This window comes from Nostoc paludosum FACHB-159 (assembly GCF_014698835.1).
GTDB lineage: Bacteria > Cyanobacteriota > Cyanobacteriia > Cyanobacteriales > Nostocaceae > Nostoc > Nostoc paludosum.
This window is the reverse complement of the sequence record NZ_JACJTU010000006.1, coordinates 107,024-122,352: the sequence shown is the minus strand read 5'-3', so window position 1 is coordinate 122,352 and position 15,329 is coordinate 107,024. Positions and strand designations below refer to the sequence as shown.

Sequence of the window (15,329 nt, the reverse complement as noted above, 5' to 3'; positions counted from 1 at the left end):
TAAAAGCAACAAAGGACGCAAAATTAATACATCAAACCCGCTTTTTTTACAGCCAAATAAAGAATGCGTATAGCCTGGATTGGAAAAAAATCGCCCTTTTGCGGTAATGTCACCTATAGTCGAGAAATTACAAATGCCTTGCTAGACAGGGGACATCAAGTTAGCTTTCTTCACTTCGCTCAAGAAGAATCAGAACCTGAAAATTGGCCAAATTTCCGGGAAGTTCCCCTACCTTTCATTTATAAGTCCCAGGTTTACACAATTCCCACTTTTAAAGCGACCAAAGTTTTAACCGATTCACTCCGGGAAATTAAGCCAGATATCGTCCATGCTTCCTTAACTTTATCTCCTCTAGACTTTTTTCTACCGGAAATATGTGAGGAACTAAGGTTACCCCTAATTGCTACTTTTCATACGCCTTTTGCTGGGAAGGGAGCAAAACTGATATCGGGAACACAACTTTTGGCTTATCAACTCTACGCACCTTTTTTGGTTAACTACGATCGCGTGATTGTATTTTCCCAAATTCAGCGGGAATTATTGTCAGGGATGGGTGTAAGGGAAGAAAATATTGCAATAATCCCCAACGGTGTTGATACCATCAAGTATTCTCCAGGGGCTTCTAGAGTGAAAGCAGAATTTCAAGCCGAACGCTTGTTTGTTTATCAAGGTAGAATAGCACCAGAGAAAAATGTTGAAGCTCTACTGAGAGCTTGGAAGCAGTCGCCGATGGAGACTAATACCAAGTTGTTGATTGTTGGCGATGGTCCTTTGAAGTCTTCTTTAGAGCCGTTTTACGGTTGGGAATACGGGATTATTTGGTTAGGATTTGTTGCTGATGAAAATCGGCGGATTGAAATTTTGCGGGGCGCGGATGTATTTATTTTGCCTTCATTGGTAGAGGGACTATCTTTGTCTTTGTTAGAAGCAATGTCATGTGGCATGGCTTGTTTAGCAACAGATGTTGGTGCAGACGGAGAAGTCTTAGAAAAGGGAGCAGGTATAGTTATTAATACTAAAACAGTGCGATCGCAATTGAGAACTCTCTTACCAGTGTTACAAGATCATCCAGAGTTAACAACACTACTGGGGCAAAAAGCTAGACAGCGTGTCTTAGACCGCTATACCCTCAGTAAAAATATTACTCTGGTGGAAGAACTTTATAAAGAAGTTTTAACACAGCGACCTTTACCGCTCAGTCGGAGAGCATAGGCAAAGGGGAAAAGTGCAACCTTAATTTTTTGGCTCATCATTGTTGTGCAGATACACCTTTTCTTCATTAGTCTTCGCTTGTATAAGCCGTATATACATGGCTAGAATGACTGATAAAAGGAGAGTTATTGATGTCCCAAAGTGAAGTTGTGACTATTCGACTGACTCCAGAATTATATAAATCCAATTACCTGCAATGGTTAGAAGAGACTATTAAATGTCTCAAAACCAGGCAATTAGAAAAGGTTGACTATGAAAACTTAATAGAAGAACTGGAAGATTTGGCGAAAAACGAAAAAAGGCGAGTTAGAAGTCTGTTGGAACAGATTATTAGACATTTATTGCTTTATCAATATTGGGATGTAGAAAAGCCAAGAAATGCTAATCATCGGGTTGCGGAAATTATTGGTTTTCGTAATCAAATCAATGAAGATTTAACTGCCAATTTACGCAACCATTTGGAGGAGAATTTCAGCATAATTTACAGTAATGCATTAGATTATCTTAAAGCTAAAACAAAGCTGACTAATTTACCTGAATTATGTCCTTATAGCTTAGAGCAAAGTTTGGACAAAGATTGGTTGCCTTAATTTTGAACTTTAATTATTTGCACGAAATATATTCATTTTTGAATTATCTACTAAAGGCCATCCCAAAGTTGTTGGCTGTTCATAAATCCGCTTCAAAGTATTCACATCTCTAACAGAAATAGGCAACGGTTTACGAACTTGGGAAAAGTATAAAGCATCAGTTTGTAGCTGACTATGGCCCCAAATTCCTAAAGCGTGTCCCAGTTCGTGGCGGGCTGCTGCTTGAATATACTCACCTGTTTGACTGGGGCTTAGCAAGATAGTGAAGCGGTGGGATAAAACATTATTGTTGGTGTATAACTCGTAAGTGGTTTGTGCCGATCGCGCACGGGGTATATTACTACCTGGAGAAATTTGTAGAGGTGGCGCTTTTCGCATAATCCTAATATCAGCAACTTCTGGGTGTTGGACTACCGTCAAAGGCAAATAAGTATTCCATTCCTGCACAGCCTGTAAGACACTGCTCACCCATGCTTGAGCTTGTTTTTCACTCACGGCTTTTGGGGTTTCTATGTAAACTTTAATCGGAAATTGTGACCAAACCAAATAGCCAACTTGAGTTGTTGTGACTTGGGAAAAGTAGTCGCCACTGTTGGTGTTATCTTGCCACTGTGCGAGCGTGGGCGGTAACGGATGAGGTTTTAAGGTCAGGGGAGATGAGGAGATAAGGTGATGGGGTGATGGGGTGATGGGGTGATGGGGGGAAACAATAACTGATGCCCCATACCCAATGACGCCACTTGCTTCAAGTCGGCAGAGCCGCCCAACGCAGTGGCTCCCCCATGCCCTATGCCCCAGGTTCGTAAAAACAACTAGCAGTCCTGTGCCAATAATTAAGCCCAGAACTGCTAAGAATCGCTGTCTAATAAAATTTTTGGGGATTTTAGGTATTAGGTATTGTGTTTTGTTCCTCATCTCCCCCTCACCGATTTTTATTTAGGCAACCAACCAGCACTTAAAACTACTGTCAAACCAAGAAAAATGACTGTTAACGCCCAAGTAACTCGGTTCAAAGTGTTTTCTGCACTTTTGGTGCTGCTAAATAGCTGAGCTTGCCCACCAATGGCTCCAATACCATCACCTTTGGGGCTATGCAGCAAAACTAAGATAATTAGACCAACAGCGGAAAAAGCCCAAATGCCTTGCACGATATTAGTAACTGTCATGGTAGCAATCTCATTTATAACAAGTTTTAAAAAACAGGAGTTAGGAGTTAGGAGTTAGGAGTTAGGAAAGTTTTAATTGCTCAGTCTTAATTATTAACTCCTCACTCTTAACTCTTCACTCTTAACTTTTTTACAAGCCTACTTGTACGGGGGTGCGAGTGCGTTGCAGGTCATATTCTGCCGTTTTGAGCAGCGATCGCCCTGTCATTTCTGGTGGTTGAGGCAGCTGTAAAATCTCTAGAATGGTGGGTGCGATGTCGGCTAGCTTGCCATCGCTTCGCAGTTCGACATTTGTACCATATCCAGGGATTTTGACTTTTTCTCCTTCCACGAGGATAAAGGGGACTGGGTTAGTTGTGTGAGCTGTCCAGGGGTTACCCTCTTCATCTAGCATATACTCAGCGTTGCCATGATCGGCAGTAATAATTGTTGTGCCGCCGACTTTGCTAACGCTTTCTAATAAGCGTCCCAAACAGCGATCGACTGTTTCAATGGCTGTAATGGTGGCTTCGATTTGACCAGTATGCCCTACCATGTCTGGATTGGCATAATTAATCACAACTAAAGAATATAAACCCTTTTGAATGGCAGCGATCGCTACGTCTGTAACTGCTGTTGCTGACATCGCTGGGGCGTGGTCATAAGTCGCTACCATTGGGCTGCTGACTAATTCCCGATCTTCACCAGGAAAAGGTTCCTCCAAACCGCCATTAAAGAAATACGTGACGTGGGCGTATTTTTCAGTTTCAGCAGTGCGGAATTGCTTGAGATTGTGATTGGCTATCACTTGTCCCAGAATATTGTTGAGATTCTGCGGCTCAAAAGCCACAGCCACGGTTAAGTCTGGGTCGTATTGGGTAAACGTGACAAATGAAAGCGGTTTAATTTGCTGTCTTTCAAAACCGTTAAATTCAGGGCTGACAAAGGCTTGAGTCAGTTGTCTGGCGCGGTCGGGGCGGAAGTTGAAAAATATCACTCCATCCTCTGCTTCTATCGCACCAGGAGCAATTCTAACGGGGTTGACAAATTCATCTTTTACCCCTTCGGCGTAAGAGGCTTGCAAGATTTCTACAGCTTTACGGTTATCAGCCACCGTATCTTGTGTCATGACATCGTAGGCACGTTTTACCCGATCCCAGCGGCGATCGCGATCCATCGCGTAGTAGCGACCGCTGAGGGTGACTATGCGCCCGATTCCTATGCGGTCTATATAATCTTGTAGCATGGCGATCGCTTTTACGCCCTCGGTTGGGGCGGTGTCACGACCATCGGTAATCGCGTGGATACAAACTTCTGAAATTCGCTGCTCTTTAGCTAAGTCAAGTAGTCCAAACAGATGGGTGATATGGGAATGTACCCCTCCCTCAGAACAAAGCCCTACTAGATGCAGCTTGCCATTGCGAGAGCGAACTTCCTGGCAAATTTTGACAAGTGCTGGGTTTGAGGTAATAGAACCATCTTCGACCGCATCGGAGATGCGTACCAGTTCTTGTGGTACCACTCGTCCAGCACCAATGTTCAAATGACCAACTTCTGAGTTGCCCATTTGACCATCTGGCAACCCTACGGCTTTTCCTGATGTGTGGATGAGGGTATGCGGGTAAGCTGCCCATAAACTGTCCACAATGGGAGTTTTAGCAGCAGCAATAGCGTTTCCTCGCGTCTGCTCACAGTACCCCCATCCGTCTAAAATGACTAGCACCACAGGAGCAACAGGTGCTTTGGTCATAGTAAAATTGCCCTTTACTTTTTGTAATACCCGAATGATACCATTGCTAATCGCCGACGCAAGTGAATTTCTGCTTATTAACTTCTTTTATGAACGACTTAAAGCTTTTTGAGATATTTTTTAAATATTAGTAATCTTTCTACGTTGTTTTTGCTCTTGAATAATGAGTAATTATTGAGTAAGCTTTCATCCATTTTTGTTACACATTAACTTGTGAGGTTGTCCTTTGCCATTTGAAAGTCACTAATAACGAATGACAATCTGGATAAACAAATGCAACATCAAGGCGTCTTAGCTTTAGTAACAATGAAGCAAGTTAACAGTTATTCGCTGTATGGTTATCAATCAAGTCAACAGTTATCAGTAACACTAGTAATTAGTAACAGATAACTGTTGAACAAAGTGGCTCTTAACCAAGACAAATAAGTGACAAATGATAACTGTTGAACTTTACTATTAAGCAATTTTCCAGTTTTTCATTTTCGTTTAGTGGCAGCTTTGGCAGCTTTGGCAGCCTTTTTAGCAGCTTTCTCAGCTTCTATTGCAGCTAACTTCGCTTGTTCTTTTTCTTCGGCAATTTTCTGGAGATAGTAATGATAATCTCCTAAATAAACGCGGAATTCACCATCGCGAATTTCGACAATTTTGTTGGCTACCTGAGAGATAAAGTAGCGATCGTGTGATACAACAATCGCCGTACCATCATAATTTTGGAGGGCTTCTTCCAGCATTTCTTTAGCTGGAATGTCTAGGTGATTTGTCGGCTCATCCAAGATTAATAAGTTTGCGGGACGTAAAAGCATTTTTGCCAATGCCAAGCGAGCTTTTTCTCCCCCACTTAATGCCCCAACTGCCTTGAATACTGTGTCGCCAGTAAATAAAAACCGTCCTAAGAGTGTACGGACTTCTTCATTTTTCCAATCGGGAACTTCATCATGGATTGTTTCCATGACAGTTTTCTTCAAGTCTAAAGCTTCAGCTTGATTTTGTTCAAAATAACCAGGAATAACATTATGCTCGCCTAATTCTACAGTCCCTTCTGTTGGTGGTTCCATACCCATAATTAGGCGCAGAAGTGTAGATTTGCCAGCACCGTTGGGGCCGAGAAAAGCAATACGATCGCCTCTTTCAATTAAAAGATTTGCCCCCAAAAACAAAATTTTATCATCATAGATATGAGTAAAATCTTTAATGTTTACCACTTCGCGTCCACTGCGTGGTGCAGGAGGAAAACGGAAGTGTAGAGTTCTTACTCCAGCTACAGGTGCTTCGATACGCTCAATTTTTTCCAGTTGCTTTTCCCGGCTTTTTGCCTGGGTACTGCGGGTAGCACTGGCGCGAAATCTATCAACAAAAACTTGTTGTTTTTCTAACTCTTTTTGCTGGCGTTCGTAAGCACTCAGTTGTGCTGATTGATTTTCGGCTTTCTGTTGTAAATATGCAGAATAATTGCCGAGGTAAGTACTAGAAACACCGCGTTCGGTTTCCACTATTTGGGTGCACAGACGGTCAAGAAATTCGCGGTCATGGGAGACTATAACCATCGGGGTAATTAGCCCCTTGAGGTAATTTTCCAGCCACTCAATGGTTTCTAAATCGAGATGGTTAGTTGGTTCGTCCAGCAATAATAAGTCGGGTTTTTGCAGCAGGATTTTACCCAAACTCATCCGCATTTGCCAGCCGCCACTAAAAGCGCTGACAAGGCGATCGCCATCTTCTACTCCAAATCCCATTTCTGGTAAGATTTTCCCAATGCGTGCGTCTAATCCATAACCATCTAAAGCTTCAAATTGCCGCTGCAAACGATCCAATTTGTTGATTAACCGATCTAGATCATCTGGCTCAGCTGCTTCCATGTCACGTTGTACTTGGGTTAGAGATAACTGTACTTGGTTTGCTTCTTTGAAAACTGTCCAAAATTCTTCTCTAACGGTGCGGGTGGGATCTACTTCAAACTCTTGGTTGAGGTAAGCTATGTGTAAGCTGGCAGGACGAATGATTTCCCCTGAGCTAGGTTCCATTTCCCCAGTGATAATTTTGAGTTGGGTAGATTTTCCAGCACCGTTGACACCGACTAAGCCAATGCGATCGCCTGGTTTAACTTCCCAGTTGATATCTTTGAGAACTTCGCCTGTAGGATAAATTTTACTAATATGTTCAAGTCGCAGCATTAAGTTTCTCTCAGGTAGGGAATGGGTGATTGAGGACGAAGTGGTAACACCGCTTCCAATATTAACAAAAATTAACTATAAATTCCTCGCTGGAAAGTTCTGCAACTCGAAATCAAATTTGCCTAGAGTGAGGCCTTAAAATTACCACACCCTCATTCAGACTGACTTTGTGTTAATTGTCTGACTTCTTCAACACTTAAATCTAACACTTGTGCTATGTACTCTACAGTCAGACCTGCTGCCAACATGGGTCGTACTGTTTGCAGTTTACCTTGTTGAATACCTTGTTCAATACCTTCTTGAAAGGCTTCCTGATAAAATCTGGTTTGTTTTAACTCGCTTAACCCAAACATTTTTTCCATATCCTCCCTACTCATTGTCGGAAACTTGTAAGCCACAATAGTTTTTATAAATTGTAATAATTGCTGCTGTTTTAGTGGTGAGTTGATTCCGGACTTGGTTGTGTCTATTAACTCCCTTGCTTCTCGGATTGCTATATCTTCGGCTGCAATTACTAATTTAACAGTTGCAATGCCAATAGGAAGCGATGCAGTTTCACCTAATTCATCTAAATAAATTCGTCTAACTCGCTGACTGACGAAAAAGTCACGATAATGTTTAATATCTCCTATATCTATACTTCTATTGGGGTACAAAATCACAGCACTCCAATTATTTTGTGGTTTGTTTTGACGGAGCTATAAAGATATTTCGGCAAATAGTCGTGAATAAATTTCTGCATCAGGCTGAAACTGTACTTCAACAAAATAAATCTGGTAGTCATTTTCTTCTCTGGGGAAAAATACACTATCGATTCTGAAGGCTGTTTGTTTAATTTCAATTGATGAAAATTGGTAAAGGCTAGCTTCTTCAGGTAGATTACCAATCAGTTCAAAAAAGATACTAGGAAATTCTTGAAATAGACGGTAAAAAATACTGTCTGTCTTCATGATTTTTTACAATTTATGAACTTACGATTTACTGCTCATACGTTACTTTCTTTCTCTGAACCATCTCGTACTTCTAGTAAGCGTTCTTTTGCTATTCCTAATATCCGTGAAAGCGGTGCTAATAAACTATCATCAAATGCTTCTCCAGCATAAATATTATTGAGTTCAGTAGGGGATAGTTTAAAAGTATCGCAGAATTTAGCAAATTCTTGATTACTGAGGTCAAGTTCCTTTTGACGTTCGTAAAGTAAAAGAGCGATCGCTCTAGTTCCATATTTGGGACGTTCGCTAGTTTTTACATATTTTTCCATTAAATAATTGACTTTACTTGTATCACCGCCTATTTTTTTAATTAAATCAGTACAAGCCATTTTTAGGGCTTTCTTTAAAACTTCTTCTTCGTTTAGGAATTTAATAACTTCACTAGCATACTCTTGTTTGAAAAAACCAACTAAATCACCTTTGTGATAAATAGGTACGTAAAAATTATTACTTTCGACTTGCCAATCTAAAGGTTCATTGCGTAACGACATAGCTGCACCTGCCGAAATTTGATGCTCCCCATTTTAAAACTATTTATACGGAGTCGCCAGTAGTTATATTTAGGCTTAAATACAAATCCCCGACTTCTTCGATAAGTCAGGGATCTAGTTCTGGATTATATCTTTTCCAATGCGATCGCCTTAAGTATTTTGGCAATTTGCATGTTATAAATTAATTAGAAAAAATGGTAGTAATTATCCTTCCCAGTCTTGACGAGTATCGCACAGAAAATTCTCTGCGATCGCATCATCAAATAAATAGGGGCAATACTCTGGAAAAGTTCGTAATGGTAGGTTAGTTTCTCGTAGCGCCAAATCGACTCCTGCTTCAAAGCCATCTAACAAGGCTTCTTCTATTCGATACTTTAAGCTAAGGTTCTGTCGCAAATGCCTATGGATAGCACGACGCTGTTCTCGAATTGTTAAAAACCAACTGCGAGACCTTTGTTCTGGTTGATATTCCCACTTCAAGAGATGACCGAGTAATACACTCAGACGACTCACGAGTTCCCGATACTCCTGTCTCCCCAAAGCTTGAATTTCCTCTTGCAGGTGTGGCCAGTCTAGTTCCATAACTAGCCTCTGCTCTAACGCTTTAGCCTGCTGCTGTGTCCACCCATAAAAGTCTTCGTCATACAAACAAGGTTTGTCCATATCCATATAAATGAATCTTGACAGCAAGAAACCACAAGCTAGTTCGATCGGATTTTGCCTTAAATCGTCCTTAAAACACTTAATTACGAATTACGAATTACGAATTACGAATTACGAATTATTTTAATATTCAACTGGCTTTTGCTTCGTCGCCTGACGCTTCAGCTACAGCAGCAAACCTATCCGCAGCAGCCTGAACGATTTGAGCCACTTGGCTAAGAGGCATGTGCTGTATTTGTCTGAGAATCAAACTTAAATCTGAGGTTTCTTGTATTGGCTTGCCATCCAAGCAACTAAGTAACTCTTGAAGTGTGTAACCCGCTCTCGCTGCGATTTTTGCCAAATATTCAGTATCTGGCACATTCACACCCTTTTCCCACAACTGAACAGCAGTAGCAGAAACTCCCAAAAGCTTGCCAAAAGCTCGCTGGCTCATGGAACCGCGAGCTAGTTTGATGATTTCAATCAGTTTTTCTCTGCTTTCGATGTTCACTGCTTGTGTAGCTAGTCAACTGCATTTATTAGTTTAGTGAGAAAGTTTAAAATTTTGATTTTATATTGACAAGTTTAGTTGTTAATGATACTTTAAATAAACATTGTAATTAAGCAATGTTCATTTTAATTATAGACTATAGACGCTGCTACGTTATTTGGCATTGTTGCCAATCACACAAAAGGTGCATCATGTTTTCCAAGCCACGCCAAATAAAAAAATATCGCCGTAAAGGTCGAAATTTCATCGCCTCTAATAAAATTAAACCAGAGCAGTGGCAAATTTCAAACCGTGAAGCAAAACAAGCTCTCAAAACCAAAGGCTATCAGATTAAGCAAATCAAGAAAATCCACTGTTTAAAGCATCAGGTGTGTATCTCTTACTGGGATACGGCAGGTAACATCTGTAGTAGTTTTTTCAGCTACCGAATTTTTGGGCGTTGGCAACAAGAAGTAGAATCTTTAATTTATACTTGCCAAACACTGAAGGAATGGGCAAAGGTAAATTACGTTATGAAATACGAACTTGCTTATTATAGCTATCCCAGTGAAATTGAAGATGTACTCCGCGCTGCATTAGAAAACCGCTTGTATGTGTTAAAAGAAACATTACAACAAGCGGTTTCTCAAAATTTTTACTAATAAAAATTAATTAGCGCTAGCAGTTGCTAATTCAGCTAGACGTTCCTGTTGGTCTTGGGAGATGCAAGATTGGATAATAGTCTCCAAATCGCCTTCCAAGACGGGATTAAGAGAATAGTTTTGACCTAAACGGTGGTCGGTAACGCGGTTGTCTTTATAATTGTAAGTGCGAATTTTTTCCGATCGCGATCCTGTTCCAACTTGCGATCGCCGCATGGAAGTTACAGCTTCTTGTTGTTCGCGTAACTTCATTTCATACAACTTCGCCCGGAGAATTTGCATCGCCCGTTCTTTGTTTTGCAACTGGCTGCGTTCTTCGGTACAGAAAATCCGAATACCCGTTGGTTTGTGCATCAAGTCAACGGCTGTTTCCACCTTGTTGACGTTTTGTCCACCAGCACCGCCAGAACGAGCCGTCGTCATTTCAATATCCTTCGGATCAATGTGGATTTCCACATCATCCACCTCTGGCATAATCGCCACCGTCGCAGTGGAAGTGTGAACCCGTCCACCTGCTTCTGTAAGCGGCACCCGCTGTACGCGATGCACTCCAGCTTCAAACTTTAGCTGACTGTAAACGTCGTCACCTTTAATTTCCAGAATGACTTCTTTCCAACCGCCCATTTCTCCGAGAGATTCACTCACCAGAGAAACTTTCCAACCTTGAGTTTGGGCGTAGCGAGTGTACATCCGCATCAAATCGCCAGCCCAAATACTGGCTTCATCGCCACCTGTACCAGCGCGAATTTCCAACATGATATTCTTTTCATCATTGGGGTCGCGTGGTAGCAGTAAGACTTTCAAGCGACTCTCTAAATATTTTATTTTTTCCTCAAGTTCATCTACTTCCAGTGCTGCCATTTCTTGCAACTCTGGATCGCTTGCAGATTCTTTGTAAACCTGACGCGCTCCGATCAAGTCTTCTTGGGCTGTTTTCCAAGTTTCATAGGTATTAACTACCTCTTCCAAAGAAGAACGAGACTTAGCAATTTGTTGATACTCATCAGGGTTGCTAGCGGTATCGGGGTCGCCAAGACGACGAGTTAATTCATTAAAGGTTTGTTCAACGGATTTGAGTTTTTCCAGTAAGTATGTTTCAGCCATGACGAGTGCGATCGCTCCTTAAAAAAATAACAAATTGGCTCGAGCATATAAATGACAATCGACCCCGAAAAATGCAGGGTCGTCGTTAACAGCAGAGCCAACCCGCTACTTTTTCTTTTTGGTGCCGGTGCTTTGTTCGCTGGACATACCGTATTTGCGGAGGAACCGCTCAACTCGACCCTCAGTGTCAATAATCTTCTGAGTACCAGTGTAAAATGGGTGATTTCCAGACCAAACATCTACGTGTAATTCTGGCTTAGTAGAGCCAACGGTCATCACAACTTGACCGTTACAGTAGACTTTCGCGTCTGGATACCACTTGGGGTGAATATCAGATTTAGCCATTGTTTTTTGTGGTGAATCTATAAGAATTATAACTTTTCGGTTGGAATCAGGTTAAGGAGTCGGGACTGGGGACATGAGGGAGTGAGGGATAATAACCAATGCCCCATGCCCCATACCCCATGCCTAATATCCTAACGCTTAGAGTACTGAGGAGCTTTCCGGGCTTTGTGTAAACCATATTTTTTCCGTTCCTTTGCCCTGGGATCGCGAGTGAGATAACCTTCGGTTTTCAAAGGTGGGCGGTTATCTGGGTCTAGTTGGCACAAAGCACGAGCAACTCCCAAGCGAACAGAATCAGCCTGTCCAGTCAAGCCGCCACCTTCTGCTTTTACCAAAATGTCGTATTCGTTTTCTAGCCCCAAAGTTTCCAACGGTGCTTTGATGACTCCCAAGTAATTGGCATTAAATTGGAAATACAAGTCTCCATCTTTACCATTGACAGTCAGTTTTCCAGTACCTGGAACGAGGCGTACTCTTGCTACTGCTGACTTCCGACGACCAGTACCCCAGTAAACAGCACGGCCGCTATTGGTATCTACTGCTACCATTAACTTTGTTCTCCAGGAATTGTATTAATTTTTAGTTCTTTGGGCTTTTGAGCTTCATGAGGATGCGTAGGCCCGGCGTAAACTTTCAGCTTGGTGAATAACTGCTTACCCAGGCTATTTTTGGGTAGCATACCTTTGACAGCGTGTTCTATAATCCGCTCTGGCAGGCGCTGTTGTAGTTTCACAAAGGTTTCCGTTTTCATGCCGCCGGGACGACCAGAATGGCGACGGTACACTTTTTGAGTGCGCTTTTTACCTGTGACTGCTACTTTCTCGGCATTAACAACGATTACGAAGTCACCTGTATCTAGGTGGGGTGTAAATTCGGGTTTGTTTTTGCCTCTGAGGACTTGAGCGATTTCACTGGCGAGCCGTCCAAGGCGTTTATCGGTAGCATCTACTACGTACCACTCACGCTCAAGGGATGCTTGAGGGGGAAGGTATGTTTTAACTATTGTCATTTGTGATTTGTCCTTTGTCCTTTGTAATTTGTCAATTGTACAAACAAGGGTTAATCGCGTCTGTACTAATGACCAATGACTAACTTTGGCAGGGTATCGTACCAAATCTCTTTTGGAAAGGGAAAATCTGGATAGCCGACTCGCAACAAACACAAACCTTGAGATGGTGCGGCATGTTTGACTTCTTGGCGACGTTCTTCTTTCCACAGTTCGGTGAAGTTGGAAAGTGTACGTTCTCCAGATCCTACTTGTACCAACATTCCTACCAACAGCCGTACCATGCCATACAAAAATCCATCTGCCTGTATTTCAATATGGATAAATGGCCCACTGCGACGACACTCTGCTGCTTGTACCTCTACCCATGAATGCGAACGCTTTGATCCCGCACGATGAAAAGCAGCTAAGTGATGCTTTCCCAACAGAGGTTTGAGGGCAGCTTGGATTAATGATTCATCGAGGGGTGCATAATAATAATGCCAACTGAAGGGTTTCACGAACAAGTTAAGTCGATCTTCAGTGTATATTGTGTAGCGATATCGCCGATAGGCTGCACTAAACCGAGCGTGCCATCGGCCATCTACACCAGCTGAAGCCCTGATTAATATATCTGATGGCACATAGCTGTTGAGGATTGTTGCCCACTTGTGAGCGGGAATTAAACCTGTTGCTTCAAAATGAGCGACTTGAGCAGCAGCATGGACTCCAGCATCGGTTCGTCCGGCGCCGTGTAATGTCACATGATGTCCGAGAATAGTAGCGATCGCTTTTTCGATCTCTTCTTGGACTGTACGCTGGTTCTTTTGCCGTTGCCAGCCATGAAAATGAGTGCCCAGGTATTGAATTACCAAGGCTACTCGCTGAGTTTGTCTAGGCTGGTGGCTTTCTAACATACAGATTTTTGTTCTCTGTTACAAAGTTCCGTTCGCCGGAAGCTGGCGCTCAACGCCACTTGCTTTCCGACGCAGGGCGCTGAGGTAGCAGTGGCTCGACTTTGCGCTTTGTCATTTGTCGTTTGTCTTTTGCTAAGGACTAATGACTAATGACTTAAACCAATTCCAGTATTGCCATCTCGGCCTTATCACCCCGACGGGGTACGGTATGGATGATACGGGTATAACCGCCTTGGCGATTAGCATACCGATTGGGAGCTTGTTCAAACAAAGCATGAACTAAAGCTTTGTCGAAGATGTAGCCAAGGGCTTCCCGACGTGCAGCCAAGGAGCCGTTTTTGGCTAGGGTAATCATTTTATCTACTTCACTCCGTACAACTTTAGCGCGAACTAAAGTGGTGGTGATTTTACCATGACGGATCAGTTCGGTGGTAAGCGATCGCAATAAAGCGCGGCGCTGGTCTGCTGGTTTACTAAGTTGTTTGACGCGACAACGGTGACGCATAATTAAGCACTTATGAACTACAAACAATTTTCATATCATGTCCACTTAATCACTTATCAAAAAACTCTTTGCGTGTTTGCGTCTTCGCGTCCCCGCGTCTGTCTAAATGATAAGCAATCAACCGGACTCGATATACTTAAGGGTGTTTAGAGCCTCTTTCTTGGGGCAAAGTAATGCCCAAGCGACGCTGTAAAGCTTCTACGACCTCTTCTGCTGATTTTTGACCAAAGTTTTTAATTTCTAAGAGGTCTTCTTGGGTATAATCCAACAAGTCAGCGACAGAATTCACTTGTGCCCGTTTGAGACAGTTATATGCCCGTACAGAAAGTTGCAACTCTTCGATTGGAATCTGAGCAGTTGGGTCTTCTGAAATTTCCGAACCTGTATCTGTTGGCTCTAGGGAAATGTCTTTCAAAGGGTTGAATAAATCTACCAAGATTCCAGCAGCGGAGGATAGTGCTTCTTGGGGGGAAATGCTGCCATTTGTCCAAACTTCCAACAATAGTCGGTCTTTGGTAATTGAGCCATCCCCACGAGCTTCTTCCACACTATAATTGACTTTTCGCACTGGCATAAACACTGAGTCGATTTGAAGAAAGTCCAACGATGTAGCTTCCTCTCGTCCTCGTTCTACAGTGCGATAACCTTTACCTCTCTCGATCCGAAATTCCATTTCCAGTTTTCCACCCTCGGCAATGGTGGCTACATACTGTGTCGGATCGATGACTTCTACTTCACTGGGTAAATCAAAATGCGCCGCAGTAATTGTTGCTGGCCCGTTAACGAGTAACCTACCAATTTGGGGTTGCGAGGAATAGTTTTTCAGGATAACTTCCTTCATTCTCATGAGGATTTCCAGTACATCTTCCCGCACGCCAGGGACAGTAGCAAACTCATGTGATACGCCTGCAATCCGGACTGCTGTAACTGCCGTACCCTCTAGATTAGACAGTAAAACCCGGCGCAGCGCGTTGCCAACCGTTGTTCCTTGACCGCGCTCTAGAGGTTCCAAAACAAATTTACTGTAATGGTTGCGGCTTTCTTCAGTATTAGACTCTACACATTCAATTTGAAACTGCGCCACGGATTAGCCTCCCTTTTTTAAGGTGCTGCTAGCAGACAAATCTATTGCCTCCCGAATTTAGTGTCAATTTTCGATTTTCGATTTTTGATTTTTGATTATGCTTTTTCGGTTAATTTATCCAGTCTTCTGGGCGGAACAAATCTCAAAGATTCTCGATGGGTTAGCTACGCTATTATCAACTTCAAATGCACAAAGCCCCAAGCTTTGTTAGGGATTAATCTAAAATCGCAAATCTCAAATC

17 protein-coding genes and 1 pseudogene are annotated in these 15,329 nt (G+C 42.4%); 3 read left to right on the top strand and 15 right to left on the bottom strand.

The genetic code is table 11. The features are described 5' to 3' along the window. The first annotated feature begins 63 nt into the window (after positions 1-63). Both H6H03_RS08295 and H6H03_RS08290 read left to right on the top strand, forming a co-directional pair. Positions 64-1,212 (top strand): glycosyltransferase family 4 protein, encoded by a 1,149-nt coding sequence (locus H6H03_RS08295; RefSeq protein WP_190954664.1) that lies wholly within the window; start codon positions 64-66, stop codon positions 1,210-1,212. Positions 1,213-1,343: 131 nt separating this feature from the next. Beyond that, the gene (locus tag H6H03_RS08290) at positions 1,344-1,802 is read left to right on the top strand and encodes a DUF29 domain-containing protein (protein WP_190954663.1); all 459 of its coding nucleotides are present in this window, start codon (positions 1,344-1,346) and stop codon (positions 1,800-1,802) included. Positions 1,803-1,811: 9 nt separating this feature from the next. Here H6H03_RS08290 and H6H03_RS08285 read toward each other — a convergent pair whose 3' ends face one another. From H6H03_RS08285 to H6H03_RS08250, 8 genes and pseudogenes are all read right to left on the bottom strand, one after another. Further along, positions 1,812-2,717 (bottom strand): peptidase, encoded by a 906-nt coding sequence (locus H6H03_RS08285; RefSeq protein ID WP_190954662.1) that lies wholly within the window; start codon positions 2,715-2,717, stop codon positions 1,812-1,814. A 17-nt stretch (positions 2,718-2,734) separates the two neighbouring features. Next, positions 2,735-2,968 carry a preprotein translocase subunit SecG gene (secG, locus tag H6H03_RS08280; RefSeq protein WP_096536948.1) on the bottom strand — a complete coding sequence of 78 codons (234 nt, stop codon included), beginning with the start codon at positions 2,966-2,968 and terminating at the stop codon, positions 2,735-2,737. Between the two features lie 130 nt (positions 2,969-3,098). Beyond that, positions 3,099-4,697, bottom strand: a complete 1,599-nt coding sequence (gene gpmI, locus H6H03_RS08275; RefSeq protein WP_190954661.1) for a 2,3-bisphosphoglycerate-independent phosphoglycerate mutase — start codon at positions 4,695-4,697, stop codon at positions 3,099-3,101. Positions 4,698-5,173: 476 nt separating this feature from the next. After that, a complete protein-coding gene (locus H6H03_RS08270; RefSeq protein WP_190954660.1) occupies positions 5,174-6,868 on the bottom strand; it encodes an ABC-F family ATP-binding cassette domain-containing protein in 1,695 nt (564 codons plus the stop codon). Positions 6,869-7,020: 152 nt separating this feature from the next. Next, positions 7,021-7,818: pseudogene (locus tag H6H03_RS08265) on the bottom strand (Rpn family recombination-promoting nuclease/putative transposase). A gap of 35 nt (positions 7,819-7,853) precedes the next feature. Continuing rightward, entirely contained in the window at positions 7,854-8,351 is a 498-nt protein-coding gene (locus tag H6H03_RS08260) for a hypothetical protein (RefSeq protein WP_190954659.1), read from the bottom strand. Positions 8,352-8,555: 204 nt separating this feature from the next. Beyond that, complete coding sequence (locus H6H03_RS08255; RefSeq protein ID WP_199338882.1) at positions 8,556-9,014, bottom strand: DUF29 domain-containing protein; 459 nt, start codon at positions 9,012-9,014, stop codon at positions 8,556-8,558. A gap of 130 nt (positions 9,015-9,144) precedes the next feature. Next, positions 9,145-9,507, bottom strand: coding sequence for a helix-turn-helix domain-containing protein (locus H6H03_RS08250; RefSeq protein ID WP_190954657.1), 363 nt, complete (start codon positions 9,505-9,507; stop codon positions 9,145-9,147). Between the two features lie 191 nt (positions 9,508-9,698). Here H6H03_RS08250 and H6H03_RS08245 point away from each other — a divergent pair, with 191 nt between their 5' ends. After that, positions 9,699-10,148: a hypothetical protein gene (locus H6H03_RS08245; RefSeq protein WP_190954656.1), complete on the top strand. Its 450-nt coding sequence runs from the start codon at positions 9,699-9,701 to the stop codon at positions 10,146-10,148. Positions 10,149-10,154: 6 nt separating this feature from the next. Here the strand turns inward: H6H03_RS08245 and prfA are convergent, their stop codons facing one another. From prfA to H6H03_RS08210, 7 genes are all read right to left on the bottom strand, one after another. Next, positions 10,155-11,252: a peptide chain release factor 1 gene (prfA, locus tag H6H03_RS08240; RefSeq protein WP_190954655.1), complete on the bottom strand. Its 1,098-nt coding sequence runs from the start codon at positions 11,250-11,252 to the stop codon at positions 10,155-10,157. A 105-nt stretch (positions 11,253-11,357) separates the two neighbouring features. Then, positions 11,358-11,597: a 50S ribosomal protein L31 gene (rpmE, locus tag H6H03_RS08235; protein WP_073641968.1), complete on the bottom strand. Its 240-nt coding sequence runs from the start codon at positions 11,595-11,597 to the stop codon at positions 11,358-11,360. A 131-nt stretch (positions 11,598-11,728) separates the two neighbouring features. After that, positions 11,729-12,145 (bottom strand): 30S ribosomal protein S9, encoded by a 417-nt coding sequence (rpsI, locus tag H6H03_RS08230; protein WP_096536956.1) that lies wholly within the window; start codon positions 12,143-12,145, stop codon positions 11,729-11,731. Next, positions 12,145-12,600, bottom strand: a complete 456-nt coding sequence (gene rplM / locus H6H03_RS08225; RefSeq protein ID WP_190954784.1) for a 50S ribosomal protein L13 — start codon at positions 12,598-12,600, stop codon at positions 12,145-12,147. Before rplM ends, rpsI begins: the two co-directional genes overlap by 1 nt. Positions 12,601-12,671: 71 nt before the next feature. Continuing rightward, complete coding sequence (gene truA / locus H6H03_RS08220; RefSeq protein ID WP_190954654.1) at positions 12,672-13,499, bottom strand: tRNA pseudouridine(38-40) synthase TruA; 828 nt, start codon at positions 13,497-13,499, stop codon at positions 12,672-12,674. 154 nt (positions 13,500-13,653) lie between these two features. Further along, positions 13,654-14,004, bottom strand: coding sequence for a 50S ribosomal protein L17 (rplQ, locus tag H6H03_RS08215; protein ID WP_190954653.1), 351 nt, complete (start codon positions 14,002-14,004; stop codon positions 13,654-13,656). A 136-nt stretch (positions 14,005-14,140) separates the two neighbouring features. Then, positions 14,141-15,088 carry a DNA-directed RNA polymerase subunit alpha gene (locus H6H03_RS08210; protein ID WP_096536960.1) on the bottom strand — a complete coding sequence of 316 codons (948 nt, stop codon included), beginning with the start codon at positions 15,086-15,088 and terminating at the stop codon, positions 14,141-14,143. Between the last annotated feature and the right edge of the window lie 241 nt (positions 15,089-15,329).

Coding starts and splice junctions, on each gene's coding strand:
- H6H03_RS08260 (WP_190954659.1), bottom strand. CDS start 8,351: ATGTCGTTACGCAATGAACCTTTAGATTGGCAAGTCGAAAGTAATAAT.
- H6H03_RS08295 (WP_190954664.1), top strand. CDS start 64: ATGCGTATAGCCTGGATTGGAAAAAAATCGCCCTTTTGCGGTAATGTC.
- rplQ (WP_190954653.1), bottom strand. CDS start 14,004: ATGCGTCACCGTTGTCGCGTCAAACAACTTAGTAAACCAGCAGACCAG.
- rpsI (WP_096536956.1), bottom strand. CDS start 12,145: ATGGTAGCAGTAGATACCAATAGCGGCCGTGCTGTTTACTGGGGTACT.
- H6H03_RS08285 (WP_190954662.1), bottom strand. CDS start 2,717: ATGAGGAACAAAACACAATACCTAATACCTAAAATCCCCAAAAATTTT.
- H6H03_RS08270 (WP_190954660.1), bottom strand. CDS start 6,868: ATGCTGCGACTTGAACATATTAGTAAAATTTATCCTACAGGCGAAGTT.
- prfA (WP_190954655.1), bottom strand. CDS start 11,252: ATGGCTGAAACATACTTACTGGAAAAACTCAAATCCGTTGAACAAACC.
- H6H03_RS08245 (WP_190954656.1), top strand. CDS start 9,699: ATGTTTTCCAAGCCACGCCAAATAAAAAAATATCGCCGTAAAGGTCGA.
- rpmE (WP_073641968.1), bottom strand. CDS start 11,597: ATGGCTAAATCTGATATTCACCCCAAGTGGTATCCAGACGCGAAAGTC.
- truA (WP_190954654.1), bottom strand. CDS start 13,499: ATGTTAGAAAGCCACCAGCCTAGACAAACTCAGCGAGTAGCCTTGGTA.
- secG (WP_096536948.1), bottom strand. CDS start 2,968: ATGACAGTTACTAATATCGTGCAAGGCATTTGGGCTTTTTCCGCTGTT.
- H6H03_RS08290 (WP_190954663.1), top strand. CDS start 1,344: ATGTCCCAAAGTGAAGTTGTGACTATTCGACTGACTCCAGAATTATAT.
- H6H03_RS08255 (WP_199338882.1), bottom strand. CDS start 9,014: ATGGACAAACCTTGTTTGTATGACGAAGACTTTTATGGGTGGACACAG.
- gpmI (WP_190954661.1), bottom strand. CDS start 4,697: ATGACCAAAGCACCTGTTGCTCCTGTGGTGCTAGTCATTTTAGACGGA.